At 72.0% G+C, this 14,949-nt stretch carries 12 protein-coding genes and 1 tRNA gene; 7 read left to right on the forward strand and 6 right to left on the reverse strand.

What is annotated here, in order from left to right; all coding sequences use genetic code 11:
• The first annotated feature begins 69 nt into the window (after positions 1 to 69).
• The 3 genes from ACFQW6_RS11950 (at position 70) to ACFQW6_RS11960 (ending at position 5,350) form a co-directional block, all read left to right on the forward strand.
• The gene (locus ACFQW6_RS11950; protein WP_378545067.1) at positions 70 to 3,750 is read left to right on the forward strand and encodes a heterodisulfide reductase-related iron-sulfur binding cluster; all 3,681 of its coding nucleotides are present in this window, start codon (positions 70 to 72) and stop codon (positions 3,748 to 3,750) included.
• 116 nt (positions 3,751 to 3,866) lie between these two features.
• On the forward strand, positions 3,867 to 4,415 hold the full coding sequence (locus ACFQW6_RS11955) for a toxin-antitoxin system HicB family antitoxin (RefSeq protein ID WP_378545070.1): 549 nt from the start codon (positions 3,867 to 3,869) through the stop codon (positions 4,413 to 4,415).
• A 101-nt stretch (positions 4,416 to 4,516) separates the two neighbouring features.
• Entirely contained in the window at positions 4,517 to 5,350 is an 834-nt protein-coding gene (locus ACFQW6_RS11960; RefSeq protein WP_378545073.1) for a DUF4097 domain-containing protein, read from the forward strand.
• Between the two features lie 152 nt (positions 5,351 to 5,502).
• Here ACFQW6_RS11960 and ACFQW6_RS11965 read toward each other — a convergent pair whose 3' ends face one another.
• From ACFQW6_RS11965 to dcd, 6 genes are all read right to left on the reverse strand, one after another.
• Entirely contained in the window at positions 5,503 to 6,453 is a 951-nt protein-coding gene (locus ACFQW6_RS11965; RefSeq protein WP_378545076.1) for a siderophore-interacting protein, read from the reverse strand.
• Complete coding sequence (locus ACFQW6_RS11970; protein ID WP_378545079.1) at positions 6,450 to 7,322, reverse strand: ABC transporter ATP-binding protein; 873 nt, start codon at positions 7,320 to 7,322, stop codon at positions 6,450 to 6,452. Before ACFQW6_RS11970 ends, ACFQW6_RS11965 begins: the two co-directional genes overlap by 4 nt.
• Complete coding sequence (locus tag ACFQW6_RS11975; protein ID WP_378545082.1) at positions 7,319 to 8,398, reverse strand: FecCD family ABC transporter permease; 1,080 nt, start codon at positions 8,396 to 8,398, stop codon at positions 7,319 to 7,321. The genes ACFQW6_RS11970 and ACFQW6_RS11975 overlap by 4 nt, the downstream gene beginning before the upstream one ends.
• 2 nt (positions 8,399 to 8,400) lie before the next feature.
• Positions 8,401 to 9,435 carry a FecCD family ABC transporter permease gene (locus ACFQW6_RS11980; protein ID WP_378545085.1) on the reverse strand — a complete coding sequence of 345 codons (1,035 nt, stop codon included), beginning with the start codon at positions 9,433 to 9,435 and terminating at the stop codon, positions 8,401 to 8,403.
• The gene (locus ACFQW6_RS11985; RefSeq protein WP_378545088.1) at positions 9,435 to 10,481 is read right to left on the reverse strand and encodes an iron-siderophore ABC transporter substrate-binding protein; all 1,047 of its coding nucleotides are present in this window, start codon (positions 10,479 to 10,481) and stop codon (positions 9,435 to 9,437) included. The genes ACFQW6_RS11980 and ACFQW6_RS11985 overlap by 1 nt, the downstream gene beginning before the upstream one ends.
• A 112-nt stretch (positions 10,482 to 10,593) precedes the next feature.
• Positions 10,594 to 11,169, reverse strand: coding sequence for a dCTP deaminase (dcd, locus tag ACFQW6_RS11990; RefSeq protein ID WP_191193528.1), 576 nt, complete (start codon positions 11,167 to 11,169; stop codon positions 10,594 to 10,596).
• 82 nt (positions 11,170 to 11,251) lie between these two features.
• On the opposite strand from dcd, the gene ACFQW6_RS11995 reads away from it, so the two are divergent.
• From ACFQW6_RS11995 to ACFQW6_RS12010, 4 genes are all read left to right on the forward strand, one after another.
• Complete coding sequence (locus tag ACFQW6_RS11995; RefSeq protein WP_378545092.1) at positions 11,252 to 12,025, forward strand: SGNH/GDSL hydrolase family protein; 774 nt, start codon at positions 11,252 to 11,254, stop codon at positions 12,023 to 12,025.
• 28 nt (positions 12,026 to 12,053) lie between these two features.
• Positions 12,054 to 12,129 (forward strand) — tRNA-Gly (locus ACFQW6_RS12000).
• 443 nt (positions 12,130 to 12,572) lie between these two features.
• Positions 12,573 to 13,805 carry a hypothetical protein gene (locus ACFQW6_RS12005; protein WP_378545094.1) on the forward strand — a complete coding sequence of 411 codons (1,233 nt, stop codon included), beginning with the start codon at positions 12,573 to 12,575 and terminating at the stop codon, positions 13,803 to 13,805.
• Between the two features lies 1 nt (position 13,806).
• Positions 13,807 to 14,949, forward strand: coding sequence for a hypothetical protein (locus ACFQW6_RS12010; protein ID WP_378545097.1), 1,143 nt, complete (start codon positions 13,807 to 13,809; stop codon positions 14,947 to 14,949).

A 14,949-nucleotide genomic window follows, 5' to 3' on the forward strand; every position in this document is an offset into this window, starting at 1 on the left:
CCCTGCCGTCGGCATGTTCGGCGGATCTAGGCTGCGGCTCTGTACGCCCCTACCGAGGAGCAGCCCTTCATGCAGATCTTCGCGATCGTCATCTCGTTCGCACTGACCGTCGCCGCGGTGGCCATGCTGGTCCCGGCCGTACGGCGCATGCTGGGCGTCATCCGCAGCGGCCAGCCGGCACCCGGCCGCAGCGACAACCCGACCGGTCGCACGGTCACGATGCTCAAGGAGACGTTCCTCCACACCCGGATGCTGCAGTGGCACTGGGTCGGCATCATGCACTGGTTCGTCTACGCAGCGTTCCTGTTCCTCAGCACCGCGGTCCTGGCGGCGTACTTCCAGCTCTTCAAGCCCGACTTCGCCTGGCCGATCATCGGCCACTGGTACCCCTACGAGTGGTTCAGCGAGCTGATCGGCCTGCTCAGCACGGTGGGCATCGTCTTCCTGATCGTCTACCGGCAGAAGCACCACCCACGCTCCGAGGGCCGACGCAGCCGCTTCTTCGGCTCGACCTTCTGGCAGGCCTACTTCGTAGAGGCGCTGGCGCTGCTCGAGGGCTCGGCGATCCTCTTCGTGCGCGCGGCCGAGTGGAAGCTCGACGAGGGGGCCGGCCGGTCCCACTACCCGATCTCGTCGTGGATCGGCGACGCGATCTACCCGGTCGAGCCGTCGTCGCTGGAGAACCTCATCTACGCCATCGCCGCGTTCAAGATCGCGCTGGCGATGATCTGGCTGATGGTGATCGCCCGCAACCTCACCATGGGCATCGCGTGGCACCGCTTCACCACCTGGTTCAACATCTGGTTCAAGCGCGAGGCGGACGGCACCACCGCGCTGGGCGCGATGAAGCCGCTCACCTCCGAGGGCAAGGCGATCACCCTCGACGACATCGACGACCTCGACGAGGACTCCGTCCTCGGCGTCGGCAAGGTCGAGGACTTCGCCTGGAAGGGCATCCTCGACTTCACCACCTGCACCGAGTGCGGTCGCTGCCAGTCGCAGTGCCCCGCCTGGAACACCGAGAAGCCGCTCTCCCCCAAGCTCCTGATCACCAGCCTCCGCGACCACGCGTACGCCAAGCACGACGCCAAGCACGCGGACCACGAGGCCCATGCCGAGCGCGAGCTGGTGGGGGTCGGCTCCAAGGGCGAGAGCGCGGGTGCGGGCACCGACGTGCTCGACTACTTCTACAACCCCGCCGACGGCGACTTCGTCATCGACGAGGACGTGCTGTGGAGCTGCACCTCGTGCGGCGCCTGCGTCCAGCAGTGCCCCGTCGACATCGAGCACGTCGACCACATCATGGACATGCGGCGCTACCAGCTGCTCGTCGAGTCCAACTTCCCGGCCGAGCTCAACCAGCTGTTCAAGGGCCTCGAGAACAAGGGCAACCCGTGGAACATGTCCGCCACCGCGCGGATGGACTGGGCCAAGGGCCTGGAGTTCGACGTCCCTGTCGTCGGCGAGGACCTCGAGTCCCTCGAGTCGGTCGATTGGCTGTTCTGGGTCGGCTGCGCGGGAGCGTACGAGGACCGCGCCAAGAAGACGACGCGGGCGGTCGCCGAGCTGCTCGACATGGCCGGGATCTCCTTCGGCGTGCTCGGCAACGGCGAGACCTGCACCGGCGACCCGGCACGTCGCGCCGGCAACGAGTTCGTCTTCCAGGGCCTTGCCCAGCAGAACGTCGAGACGTTCAAGGAGTACAAGGTCAAGAAGGTCGTCTCGACCTGCGCCCACTGCTTCAACACGCTCAAGAACGAGTACAAGGACTTCGGCATCGAGCTCGAGGTCGTGCACCACACACAGCTGCTCAACCGCCTCGTGCGCGACGGCAGGCTGACGCCGGTCCAGGACGGCGCCGGCGCCGCGAAGCGCTCGATCACCTACCACGACCCGTGCTACCTCGGCCGCCACAACCAGGTGTACTCGCCGCCGCGTGAGCTGCTCCAGGTGCTGCCGGGCGCCGAGTACGTCGAGATGGAGCGCAACTCCGAGCGCTCGTTCTGCTGCGGCGCCGGTGGCGCGCGTATGTGGATGGAGGAGAACCTCGGCGAGCGGATCAACATGAACCGCACCAGGGAGGCCGTCGGCACCGGCGCCGACCAGATCGCCGTCGGCTGCCCGTTCTGCCGGGTGATGCTCGCCGACGGACTGACCTCGCAGCAGGCGTCCGGCGAGGCCCGCGAGGAGGTCGAGGTCCTCGACGTCGCGCAGATGCTGCTCGCGTCGGTCAAGGGCGAGCAGGCGACCAAGGCCGCCCCGAGCTCGGCGCCTGCCGCTGCCCCGGCAGCTGCCTCTGCTTCTGCTGGTGCTGGTGCCGCTGCGACCGCCACCGACGTGGCGACCAAGGACGAGCCGGAGGCCGGTGACGTCACCGTCACTGAGGACACCGTCACCGAGACCGCCGACGTCGGTCCGGCCGCCAAGGCGTCCGGGGGCTCGTCGCTCTTCGACACCCCGGCCCCGGAGGAGTCCGCGCCTGCCGCCGAGCCGGCGTCCTCCGGATCGCTGTTCGACACCCCTGCGCCCGCACCCGCGGAGGCGCAGGCAGCCACGACCGCCGAGGCACCCGCGGCCAAGCCGGCCGAGGCGTTCTCCGGCGGGTCGCTGTTCGACACCCCCGCGCCCGCGGAGGCGCCGGCAGCCACTACCGCCGAGGCACCCGCGGCCAAGCCGGCCGAGGCGTTCTCCGGCGGGTCGCTCTTCGACACCCCCGCGCCCGAGCCCGAGGCACCCAAGGACGAGGCATCCGCCGCGGCCCCGCCGGCAGCCACGGACCAACCCGCCGCCACCGAGGAGAAGCCCGCTCCCGCGCCGACCGCGGACCTGGGCAGCGGAGGGTCGCTCTTCGACATCGCGGCTCCCGAGCCGGTCGCTGCCGCGCCAGCGGCGGCCGAGCCCGCCGCGTCGGCACCGGCGGAGAAGGAGCCTGAGCCCGCAGTGGACGTTGAGTCTCCCAGCGACTCAACGCCCAGTGCCCCTGCTGCACCCGCCCCCCAGGCCGACCTCGGCAGCGGGTCGCTCTTCGACCTCCCGGCCCCCGAGCCGGCTGCCACCGAGCCTGCAGCCGCAGAACCCGAGGCCGCAGTGGCCGTTGAGTCTCCTGGAGACTCAGAGGCCAGCGAGCAGGCCGAGGCCGCCGTCGAGCCGGCCGCCGAACCGACGCCCGAGCCGACATCCGAGGTGGAGCCGCCCGCTGGCGCGTCGGCGCCGGCGAGCGGTACGACGTCCACGCTCGCGACGGACGTCGACCTGTCGAGCCTGGGGTCGCTGTTCGACCTGGAGGCGCCCGCGACCCAGCCAGCAGACTCGCCCGCACCTGCCGACGCCCCGGCCGAGACCGATGCCGATGCCGATGCCGATGCCACCGTGGACGTTGAGTCTCCCAGCGACTCAACGTCGAGCACGCCCGCCGAGGCGACGTCCGAGCCCGAGCCGCAGGCTGAGTCCCCGTCCGCACCACCGACCGGGTCGGACCTGAGCCAAGCGGCCCTCTTCCGCGACGCCGACGACGCAACGGCGCCAGCTGAGGCCGAGTCCGAGCAGGCCGAGCCAGCGCCGACGGAGGACCCGGCGACCGTGCTCGACGCGGACGACACGGACAGCGAGCCCGCAGCCGAAGAAGCGCGGGACGCAGACGACGTACCTGCCCCGACGGAGGAGGAGCGCAGGCCCGCCTCCGACGGCGCGGCTCACACGCCCCGCACGGATGTCGACATCAGCGGTTCCGGCTCACTCTTTGACCTCTGACGCAGCCCTGGCCGACAGGGTTGTCAGGCACTTCCTGAGCTGGTGACGTCACGACGACAGCAAATGACATCACGTAGGCATTGACATGACATCACTGTGATGTCAGAGTGGTGCGCATGGACATCACCCCCTACGTCGACAGCCTGCGACGCGACCTCGTGGCCGCGTCCGAGGCGGGCAGCGACGAGCTCAAGCAGGCCGCCGAGCGCCTGGCGTACGCCTTGGACCCGAGCGCCCGCCTCGCGCTGATGGAGGCCATCTCCCACGCCGCGGCCGAGATCACCGCCGAGCTCCCGGACGGGAGCGTCGACGTCCGATTGGTGGGCCGCGAGCTCGACTTCGTCGTCGAGATCGCTCCCCCGGCCGCGATGCCCGAGCCGCCCCCGCCGCCGGCACCCCCGGCGCCGCTGGACGAGGAGGCCGGCGACCTGGCCCGCATCACCCTCCGCATCCCCGAGGCCGTCAAGGCCCGGGCCGAGGAGAAGGCGGCCGCCGCCGGGCAGAGCCTCAACACCTGGATGGTCAACGTGGTGCGCAGCGCCACCAACGACCACTCCATCAATGTCGACATCGACCTCAGCAGCGTCCCCTTCGTCGGCTACGACCCGTTCGCGGGCAGCCGCAGGCAGGGACAGGGCAACCGCCGGATGAGCGGCTGGCTCTGACCACCACGACCTGACCTCCCGGGGCCTCCGCGCCCCACCACCTATCGCTTCACGGACCGGCACCGCCGGCCCGCTGGACGAGCACACCCTCAGGAGACCCGATGAGCAACCAGCTGGACCTCACCTTCGACACCCCGGAGCCGATCGGCCTCTACGTCGAGAACGGTCGCGGGAGCGTCGACGTGACCGCCACCGACACCATCGAGACCACCGTCCGCATCACCGGGGAGCGCGCCGAGGAGTTCGACGTGCGCGACCTCGGCGACCGCATCGCGATCATCGCCCCGCACCGCAGCGGCGGCTTCCTTGGCAAGGACCCACGCGCCGAGATCGTCGTCGAGGTCCCGGTCGCCAGCGGGCTGCAGGCCAAGGTCGGCAGCAGCGACGTGGCGGCCCACGGCCGGTTCGGCGACACGCGCATCGACAGCGGGTCCGGCGACGTGTCCCTCGACGTGGTCGACGGCGACACCCTCGTCCAGACCGGCTCCGGCGACCTGGTCGCCGCGCACCTCCTCGGCGACGCGCGCCTCAAGTCGGGCTCCGGCGACGTCGTCGTACGTCGTGCCGAGTCCGCGCTGGTCGTGACGACCGGCAGCGGCGACGTCCGCGTCGAGTCCGCGCGCGACGAGCTCGCCGTCAAGACCGGCTCGGGCGACGCCCACGTCCTGTCGATGGGCGGCGAGGCGGTGTTCACCACCGGCTCGGGCGACCTGGTCGTCACCGAGGTCGCCTCGGGCCGGGTCACCGCCAAGACCGCGAGCGGCGACGTGCGCATCGGCGTCGTGTCGGGTACGCCGGTGTGGACCGACGTCCGGACCGCGAGCGGCCGCCTCACCTCCACCCTGCCGAGCACGGGCGAGCCCGCGCCCGACCAGCCGTACCTCGAGGTGCGTGCCACCACCGCCTCGGGCGACGTCACCCTCCACGAGAGCTGACGGACAGCTCCTCGACCACCGAGACCCGAAAGGAGCACGGCCATGCATGACTCACTCACCGAGATCGAGCTCATCGCACGACACCGCATCGCCGAGCGCGTGGGCTACTCCCCCCGCGCGCCCCGCACCAAGCGCCGCTGACGGCGCCGCAGTCAGGACTTCATCGCGACGCCGCGTCGCCAGTAGCCCATGAAGGCGACCTGGCTGCGGTCGAACCCGAGCTCCGTGACCAGGTGCCGGCGCAGGCCCGTGACGACCTTCGACTCACCGGCGATCCACGCGTAGGTCCCGCCGACGCCCGTCACGTCGCCGGCGACCTCCTCCCCCGAGGAGGAGTAGAACGGCGTCTCCCACAGGTCGGGATCGACCTCGTCGGGCGCGACCTCGACCTGTGCGCCGGGGATGCCGAGGTGGGTCACCACGGCATCGTGCAGGCCGAGACCGAGCTCGTCGCCCTCGCGGGCCAGCCACACGACCTCGACGCCCGCCGGACGGCGTACGTCCTGGACGTCGGCAGCGACGGGGACCTCGAGGAACGCCGTCCCCCGCGCGTCGTCGGGCAGCTGCTCGAGCACGGTGCAGATGGCGGGCACGGCGGTCTCGTCGCCCACGAGGAGCAGGTCGGCGCCCGGGCCGGGCGTGAACTCGATGCCGCCGTAGGGGTACCCCCGCCGTGGCGCGAGCAACGCGATGCGGTCACCGACGCTGGCGGTGGACGCCCAGAGCGAGCCGGGGCCGACGAGCTCGCCCTCGGGGTGGAGGACCATGTCGACGACGAAGATCGTCGCGGCCCCGGACCCGCGGACGTCGCGGATCGTGTAGGTGCGCATGTGGCCGCGCTCGGCCGCCGGACGCTCGAGCCAGGTCGAGAACCAGGTGGCGTCGGCGCCCTCGGTGGAGGTGATGCCACCCGTCTCGGGGTCGGGGAGGATGAGCTTGATGCGCTGGTCCCAGCGGGGACCGTCGACGCCGAAGTCGGCGAGGTCGGGGCTGCCGAGCTCCACGCGCACGAACGTCGGCGAGAGCCGCTCGACCGCGACGACCTCGACCTCGGTGAAGAGCATGGGCAGGGCGGCCTGGTTCGGGTTGGCGGTCACGGTCATCGGAGCTCCTGGCTCGAGGAAGTGGCGGAGGTGGCAGGACGGGACGGGTCGGGGCGGCGCGGCTGGTGGCGGCCGACGGGTACGACGAGGGGCGTGTGCGAGACCGGGTCGTCGATCACGCGGTTGTCGAGGCCGAACACCGTCCGCACGACCTCCTCGGTGACGACCTCGCGGGGACTGCCCTCGGCGACGATCCGCCCGGTGTGCAGGGCGACGAGGTGGTCGGCGTAGCGGGCGGAGAGGTTGAGGTCGTGGAGCACCATCACGATCGTGGTGCCGCGCCGGGCGTTGAGCTCCGCGAGGAGGTCGAGCATCTCGACCTGGTGCGCGACGTCGAGGTAGGTCGTGGGCTCGTCGAGCAGAAGCAGCTCGGTGCCCTGCGCGAGCGCCATCGCGATCCAGACGCGCTGGCGCTGGCCACCGGAGAGCTCGTCGACGACGCGGTCGGCGAGCCCGAGGGTGTCGGTGAGGGCGAGCGCCTCGGCGACCGCCTCGTCGTCGGCGCTGGTCCAGCGGCCGAAGGGTCCGTGGTGCGGGTGGCGACCGCGACCGACCAGGTCGGCGACGGTCACGCCCTCCGGCGCGACAGGGTTCTGCGGCAGCAGGCCCAGCGTGCGGGCGACCTGCTTGGTCGGGAGCCGGTGGATCGCCTCACCGTCGAGCAGGACCGAGCCCGATCGCGGTCGGAGCAGGCGGGCGAGCCCGCGCAGCAGCGTGGACTTGCCGCAGGCGTTGGCGCCGACGATGACGGTGATGCGGCCGTGCGGGACCTGCAGGTCCAGGTCGCGCACCACGGCGGTGTCGGTGTAGCCGAGCGTGAGGCTGCTGGCCTCCAGCCGGGCGGGCTGGGTGGGCGTGGCGGTGGTCATGCCGCCCTCCTTCCACGGTGTCCTCTGAGGGGGCCGCGGGCGAGCAGCCAGAGCAGGAACGGCGCACCGAAGGCGCCGGTGACGACGCCCACGGGCAGGTTGAGGTCGGCGAAGGCGTAGGCGCCGGCGTAGTCGCCCGCCAGCACGATCACCGCTCCGACGAGGGCCGCCGCCGGGAGCGTCGTACGGCCCCGGTTGAGGGCGCGGGCGATCGGTCCGGACAGGAAGGCGACGAACGCGACGGGACCCGCCGCGGCGACGGCGACCGCGATGAGCAGCACGCCGAGGAGCATGAGCAGGTCCGTGCGGCCGCGCCCGACGCCGAGGCCGGCTGCGGTGTCGTCGCCGAGCTCGGTGGCGCGCAGCGAGCGGGCCACCCACGCGGTGGCGGGCAGCAGGACGGCCAAGGCGAGCGTGAGCAGCCCGATCGCCTGCCACGCGACACCGTTGACGCTGCCGGTCAGCCAGCGCAGCACCAGCTGGACGTCGTACTCGTCGACGCGGGTGAAGACGTACTGGATGACCGACTGCATGGCGGCGGCGAGGCCGATGCCGGCCAGCACGAGCCGGAAGCCGCCGTGGTCGCCGGCGACGGCGCGCACGGCCAGCGCCACGACGAGGGCACCGACGATGGCGGCGGCGGAGACCGGCCAGCCCGACCAGCCGGCCAGGGCGATCACGGTGATGGCGGCAGCGCTCGCACCGAGGCTGACGCCGACGATGTCGGGGCTCGCGAGCGGGTTGCGCAGCGTGGTCTGGAAGATGGCGCCGCCCACGCCGAAGGCCGCACCGACCAGAACCGCCAGCACGGCCCGCGGGAGCTTGGACTCCATCACGATGTAGGTGGCGCCGGGGATCTGCTCCCCGCCGAGGATCCGCACGAAGTCGGGGACCGTGACGGTGAAGTCGCCCAGCAGCACGCGGGCGGCGAACGCACCGACCAGCACCACCACGAGGCCCGCGAGGAGGCGCCGGTGGTGGCGCACCGGTGCGCGGCGCGCACGTCGTACGACCTCCAGGGCGTCCGTCGTGGCAGGCGTGGGCGGCTCGGTGGTGAGGGGGCGGCCGAGGGTCACGGTCAAAACGCCCTCCCGGTGCGGCGGATCAGGGCGAGGAAGACGGGGACGCCGACGACGGCGGCCATGATGCCGACCTGCACCTCCGACGGCGGCAGCACGACGCGTCCCACCGTGTCGGCGACGACGACGAGAACGGCGCCGCCGAGCATGGAGAACGGCAGCAGCCGGCGGTGGTCGGGGCCGACGAGGGCGCGTACGACGTGGGGCACGACGAGGCCGACGAAGGCGATCGGCCCGGCCAGCGCGGTCGCCGTGCCGGCGAGCAGCACGATGGCGAGCGCGATCACGAGGCGGTCGCGGGTGGTCCGGCGGCCCAGGCCACGGGCCAGGTCGTCGCCGAGGGCGAGGGTGTTGAGCAGGCGCGCGCCCGCGAGCGCCAGCGCTGCGCCGAGGAGCAGGAACGGGAGGCCGGCGAGGAGGACGTCGGTGCCCCGCCCGGCGACGGTGCCGACCTGCCAGAAGCGGAAGCTCTCCATCGTCTTGCGGTCGGCCAGGAGCAGGCCGGTCGTCCAGCTGGCGAGGCCGGCGCTGAGCGCCGCGCCGGTGATCGCGAGCTTCATCGGGGTCGCGCCGTCACGACCCAGCGACGCGATGCCGTGGACGGCCACCGCGGCGATGGCGGCACCGACGAAGGCCAGCGGCAGGAACTGACCCATCCCGGAGAACCCGAAGGCCGTCATCCCGACGACCATCGCGAATGTGGCGCCGGCGTTGACGCCGAGGATGCCGGGATCGGCCAGCGGGTTGCGGGTCAGGCCCTGGATGAGCGCCCCGGCCAGCCCGAGAGCGGCACCGACGGCGAGGCCGAGGAGGGTGCGGTCGAGGCGGGCCTCGACCACCGCGTGCATGGGATGCGCGGCGTCCCAGACGGAGGCGAGCGGAACCGCTCGCGCCCCCACCAGCAGCGACAGCGCGCCGGCACCGGCCAGCGCCACGACCGAGATCGCGACGCTGACCGGCAGGGCGGGACGACGTCCTTGGCCTCCCCCCGGAGCCCTGGTGACGTCGTCCCGCGTCGGGACGAGGGCTGTCATCAGCCCTCGATGGCCTCGACCACGCGAGGCAGGAAGTCGCTCACGATGACCGGGATGGAGAGAGGCGTGGGGTTGGTGGACGCCATCGCGTTCTGCTTGTCGGTCTCGGCGTACCAGTGGCCCTCGGCGATCGCGGGGATCTGGCCGAGCAGCTTGTCGTTCTCGATCGTCTCGACGCTGTCGGGCGAGTCGACCCAGGTCAGGAACACGTCGGAGTCGAGGTCGGGCGACCGCTCGGCGGAGACGGTGCCGTAGAACTCGCCCGGCTCGATGGCGTCGGCGACCGCCGGAGCGTCGACCATGCCGAAGTCGCGCAGGATCGACACCCGCGGGTCCGCGGGGGCGTACATGCCGACGGTGGAGAGGTCGGTGGCGGCGAGGTAGCCGTAGATCAGCTCCGCGCCCTGGAGCTCCGGGTTGGCCTCGGCGGCCTCGTCGATCGTGGCCTGGGTGTCGGCCGCGACGTCCTCGGCGAGCGCCGTACGACCGAGCGCCTCGCCGACCATCTCGAGCGAGGTCTGCCACGGCGTGGTCCAGGGCGCCTCGGGGTAGGCGACGACCGGCGCGATCTTGGAGAGCTTGGCGTACTCCGCCTCGGTGATGCCGGAGTTGGTGGCCAGGATCAGGTCGGGCGCGAGCTCGGCGACCTCGTCGATCGGCGCGCCGTCGGCGTCGTCGTAGCGCACGGGCGCCTCGGCGCCGGCCTCCTCGACGGCCGCGTCGAACCAGTCGGTCGAGCCGCCGTCGTTGCCGCCCCACGTGATCTTGGTGGCGCCGACGGGGACGACACCCAGCGCGAGGGCGTGGTCGTGGTCGGTCCAGCCGAGGGTGGCGACCCGGGTCGGCTCGGACTCGATGGTGGTCTCGCCGAGCGCGTGCTCGATGGTGACCGGGAAGGCGTCGGGGTCGACGGACGTGGTCGACGTCGGCTCGGCCGCCGCCTCCGTGCCGCTGGTGGACCCGGTGCTGCAGCCGGCGAGGGCTGCGAACAGGACGGTGACCGCGGCGACCTTGGTCAGGGCGGGGGCGGCGAGGCTTCGCTTCATCAGGACTCCGTGTGCTCGGTAAGGCAAGGCTAACTTAGGAAAGCCTAACCATACGAGTCCGGATTAAGACAACGCGGGTGTGCCGTAATCCGCGATGTGGACCGCTCGCACCTCAGATGGAGGTGCGGTGGAACCCCTGGAACGACCGGCTCGGGGTCGGCCCGCGCTGGCCCTGGTAGCGCGAGCCGTACTTCTCGGAGCCGTAGGGGTGCTCGCTCGGCGAGGAGAGCCGGAAGAAACAGAACTGCCCGATCTTCATGCCGGGGTAGAGCTTGATCGGCAGGGTCGCGACGTTGGCCAGCTCGAGGGTGACGTGGCCCGAGAACCCCGGGTCCACGAACCCTGCGGTCGCGTGGGTGAGCAGGCCGAGCCGGCCCAGCGACGACTTCCCCTCCACCCGAGCGGCGACGTCGTCGGGCAGCGAGACGACCTCGTACGTCGACCCGAGCACGAACTCGCCCGGGTGCAGGATGAACGGCTCGTCGCCCTCCGGCTCGACCTCGCGGGTCAGCTCGGACTGGTCGGCCGCCGGGTCGATGTGGGGGTAGCGGTGGTTCTCGAAGACGCGGAAGTAGCGGTCGAGCCGGACGTCGATGCTCGAGGGCTGCATCATCTGCGGGTCCCACGGCTCGAGGGCGATCCGGCCGGCGTCGATCTCGGCAGCGATGTCGCGATCAGAGAGCAGCACGCGGCCGACCCTATCTTTTGTGCCCGCTGGTTGAGGAGGGACGGAGTCCCGTCACGAAAACCGAGGGCGTCACAATGGATCGGTGACCTTCCACCGCTACGTCGCCCTGGGCGACTCCTTCACCGAGGGCGTGGGCGACCCCGACCCTGCTCGACCCAACGGCCTGCGAGGCTGGGCCGACCGCGTCGCCGAGGTGCTCGCGCAGCAGACCGACGACTTCGGCTACGCCAACCTCGCCATCCGCGGTCGCAAGCTCGGCGCCATCGTCGCCGATCAGGTCGACGCGGCGCTCGCCCTCGAGCCCGACCTGGTCACCATCCACGGCGGCGGCAACGACGTGCTCCGCCCGCGGGTCGACATCGACGCCCTCGCCCGGACGTACGACGACGCCATCGCGCGGCTCAGCGCGACCGGCGCGGAGGTCGTCATGTTCACCATCTTCGACCCCGGCGCCGGCGGGATCTACGGCCCGATGCGCGGCCGGATGGCGATCTTCAACGAGTGGGTCCGCGAGATCGCCGACCGCCACGGCGCGATCGTCGTCGACATGTGGCGGATGCGCGACATCGAGATCGCCGGCGTGATGGACACCGACCGGATGCACCTCAACAGCTCCGGCCACACCCACATCGCCCACGCGGTCCTCGAGGCCATCGGCGTCGAGCACGGCCTCGACCCCGTGACCGTCGGCCCGCTCCCCGTCCTCGGGCGCCGCCAGACCTGGGCTGCCAACGCCCAGTGGACCCGCGAGTTCCTCGTGCCGTGGGTGCACCGCCGGCTCACCGGGCGCTCGTCCGGCGACACCGTGTCGCCCAAGCACCCCGCCCTCTCCAGCGTTCGCCCGCCGGTCCGGTAGCATCTGGCCCGCCGTCCCGGACGGCGCTGCGGATGTAGCTCAGCTGGTAGAGCGCGACCTTCCCAAGGTCGATGTCGCGAGTTCGAATCTCGTCATCCGCTCCACGTTGTCCCCGTTGCGCCGAGCGCGACGCTCTGCCCATCGTCGATGTCGCGAGTTCGAATCTCGTCATCCGCTCCACGTTGTCCCCGTTGCGCCGAGCGCGACGCTCTGCCCATCGTCGATGTCGCGAGTTCGAATCTCGTCATCCGCTCCACCGTTTCCTCCACGCACGCCTCGGCCACCCCTCGTACGAGCGGTGGCTCAGGCGGCTTTCAAGGTCGCTGAATCCCCATCACGCACCGCTCCCACGGACGACGTAGGCGTGTCGGCGCTCGAGCGGTGCGCCAGGCGGCTTTACAGGCCGCCGAATCCTCCTCACGCACCGCTCCGGCGGCTCGCGCGCGTTGCCCACATCCCCTGGTTGGGGCAGGAGTGAAACTTGCGACTTCTGGGACCAAAGAGGACAGTGAGCCGTCCGTCTGTCTCGGATCGAAGGTTCTTCCCCATGCCTGCACTTCCCCGCCCGACCCTCCGCAAGGTCGCCCACAGCATCGCCGAGGAGGACGCCTCGCGCCCGCTCTGGCGCCACCCCGTGACGATCGCGGCCGCGGCCCTCGCGCTGACCCTCGGCGCCGTTCCGCTCCTCCCCGACGGCGGCAAGGACGACCGGGGTGAGATCGCTCCGACCGCCGAGACGACCCGTGCTCCCGGCGCCGTCGGCCACGGCGGACTCACGCCCGCGATGCGCGCCGAGATCGACCGCGTGCTGGCCGAGGGTGCTGCCCTCGACCGCGCGGAGGGGCGTACGGCGCTCGCACAGGCGTCGGTGCGCTGCGCCACCTTCGAGGACCAGCGCTACTGCCTCGGCTTCGGCTGGACCAACCAGTCGGAGGAAGCCCTCGCGGCACGTCTCGAGACCCGCCCGACGGCTCGCAACGCCGAGCGCACCGGCGACCTGGACGCCGACGGGCTGCTGGCCCGCGCCCAGTCGCGTACGTCGACCGCCCGTACGGAGGCGGAGCGCGCCGAGCTGACGATGGCGGCCCGGTCGGTCGGCAAGGTCTGGATGCTGCGCCACGAGATCCAGGGCGTGCCGTTGCCCGAGGGCTTCGCCGCGCGCCACCCCGAGCTCGCGGTGGGTATCGACTCACGCGGCGGATTCGGGGAGTCCTACCCGGAGCGCTCCAAGATCCTCAGCAGCAAGGTGGCGCAGGCGCAGAACACGACCTACTGGTGCGGCCCCGCGACGATGCAGGCCATCGGCTGGGGCGCGCAGGAGAAGCGGAAGAACCAGTCCTACTGGGCCCGCCGACTCGGCACGAGCACGGCGGGCACCGCGATCACCGACATGGTGCGCGTGGTCAACAACAAGACCGACTACGACGCGGACACCCACGCCGGTCCCTACGTCGTGCTCGACATCAGCGACTTCAGCTTCAAGCAGTGGTACCGCCTGATGATGCGCCACGTCCACGACTACCAGGCGCCCGTCGTCCTCCACCCGTCGCTGCTCACGCAGTACTACCCCTACCTCGACGACGACGCGAGCGGCCACTTCCAGGTCGGCCGCGGCTTCGACCAGAATCCGGGCGGCAACCCGCAGCTCGGCTACTTCGAGCCGTGGGACCAGTCGAAGTTCGACCCCTCCGAGCCGGCCATCGGCCGCGTGCAGTGGCGCAACGCCTACCGCTCGTTCCGCGCCAACCTCGCCCACTTCCAGCACAACGTCGGCGTCTGACGTGCGCGGACGTACGACGGCCACGCTGGCGCTGCTGCTCGCGCTCGCCGGCTGCGCCGGGACCGACCGGCCCGGTCCGGGCGACGACTCGAGCCATGACCCCAGCCACGACCCCAGCCACGACCCGGGCCACACGGACGGCGCGAGCAGCACCGACGAGCCCGCCGGCCTGCCGAGCGGCGGCCCGGTCGACGACCCGGTCGAGGTGGAGCCCGCACCCGCGCCGCTGGACTGGCAGGACACCGGGGTCGAGCCCGGCACCCGCTACGTCAAGGGGCCGGACTGGGAGGCGCTCGGCGACGCGGGTGACACGCGGGTCGAGCTCGCGCGCGACGGGAAGGCCGTGACGGTCGTGGCCGGCCGCGGCCGGAGGATCTCCGAGGTCCTGATGAGCGAGGAGTGGGCGGTCGTCGTCCGGCAGGACACGGCCGAGACGGCGCCGAGCGAGGTGGCGGTCGTCGACCTCGCCACCGGCGAGACCGGCGAGGTCGCCACTCCCCCTGCGGCGAGCGGCGGCTCGTGGGCCCTCGCCGCCGGCGACCTCTGGTTCCCGACGTACGGCGACGGCGGGGCGTACTGCCTGGCCAGCGCCGCCCTGGCCGACAGCAACGGCGAGGACGGCTGGTGCGCCCCCGACCGCAGCGGCTTCTCCGGGCTCACGGCGAGCGAGCACGGGGTCGGGATGATGACCTTCGACGACGCCCGTCCGGTGGCGTGCCGCACGGTCAACGTCCTCGACGACAGCGGCGTGCCGCAACCGCTCGAGGGTCCGGAGGACTGCACGGCGTGGGACGTCGCCGCCACGGCCGACGGCGCGGTGTGGTCCGAGGTGCCCAGGCCCCGCCGACAGGAGGAGGCGCGCTTCCGCGCCTCCGCCGACGGGACGTACTTCGACCTCGGACCGGGCACCACCGGCACCGCCGTCCCCTGCGGGGACTCGGTCTTCTTCGTCCGCGACTCGCAGGGACCCGACGAGCCGGCTCGGCTGATGCGCTGGACACCGCAGCGCACGCTCGAGGTCGCCTACGAGTCCCCGTCCACGGGCAACGCCTTCCTCGGCGAGCCGGCCTGCGGCGGTGGCGTCCTCACGCTGGCGTCGTACGGCGAGGAGGGCGACCAGCACGTCTGGGCTACCGTCTCCTGA

Origin of the sequence: Nocardioides sp. GCM10028917, assembly GCF_042666175.1 — a bacterium.
GTDB lineage: Bacteria > Actinomycetota > Actinomycetes > Propionibacteriales > Nocardioidaceae > Nocardioides.

Bases quoted from the DNA above. Each gene is read 5' to 3' on its own strand.
- ACFQW6_RS11985 (WP_378545088.1), bottom strand. From the start codon at position 10,481: ATGAAGCGAAGCCTCGCCGCCCCCGCCCTGACCAAGGTCGCCGCGGTC.
- ACFQW6_RS11950 (WP_378545067.1), top strand. From the start codon at position 70: ATGCAGATCTTCGCGATCGTCATCTCGTTCGCACTGACCGTCGCCGCG.
- ACFQW6_RS11970 (WP_378545079.1), bottom strand. From the start codon at position 7,322: ATGACCACCGCCACGCCCACCCAGCCCGCCCGGCTGGAGGCCAGCAGC.
- ACFQW6_RS11965 (WP_378545076.1), bottom strand. From the start codon at position 6,453: ATGACCGTGACCGCCAACCCGAACCAGGCCGCCCTGCCCATGCTCTTC.
- ACFQW6_RS11960 (WP_378545073.1), top strand. From the start codon at position 4,517: ATGAGCAACCAGCTGGACCTCACCTTCGACACCCCGGAGCCGATCGGC.
- ACFQW6_RS12005 (WP_378545094.1), top strand. From the start codon at position 12,573: ATGCCTGCACTTCCCCGCCCGACCCTCCGCAAGGTCGCCCACAGCATC.
- ACFQW6_RS11955 (WP_378545070.1), top strand. From the start codon at position 3,867: ATGGACATCACCCCCTACGTCGACAGCCTGCGACGCGACCTCGTGGCC.
- ACFQW6_RS11980 (WP_378545085.1), bottom strand. From the start codon at position 9,435: ATGACAGCCCTCGTCCCGACGCGGGACGACGTCACCAGGGCTCCGGGG.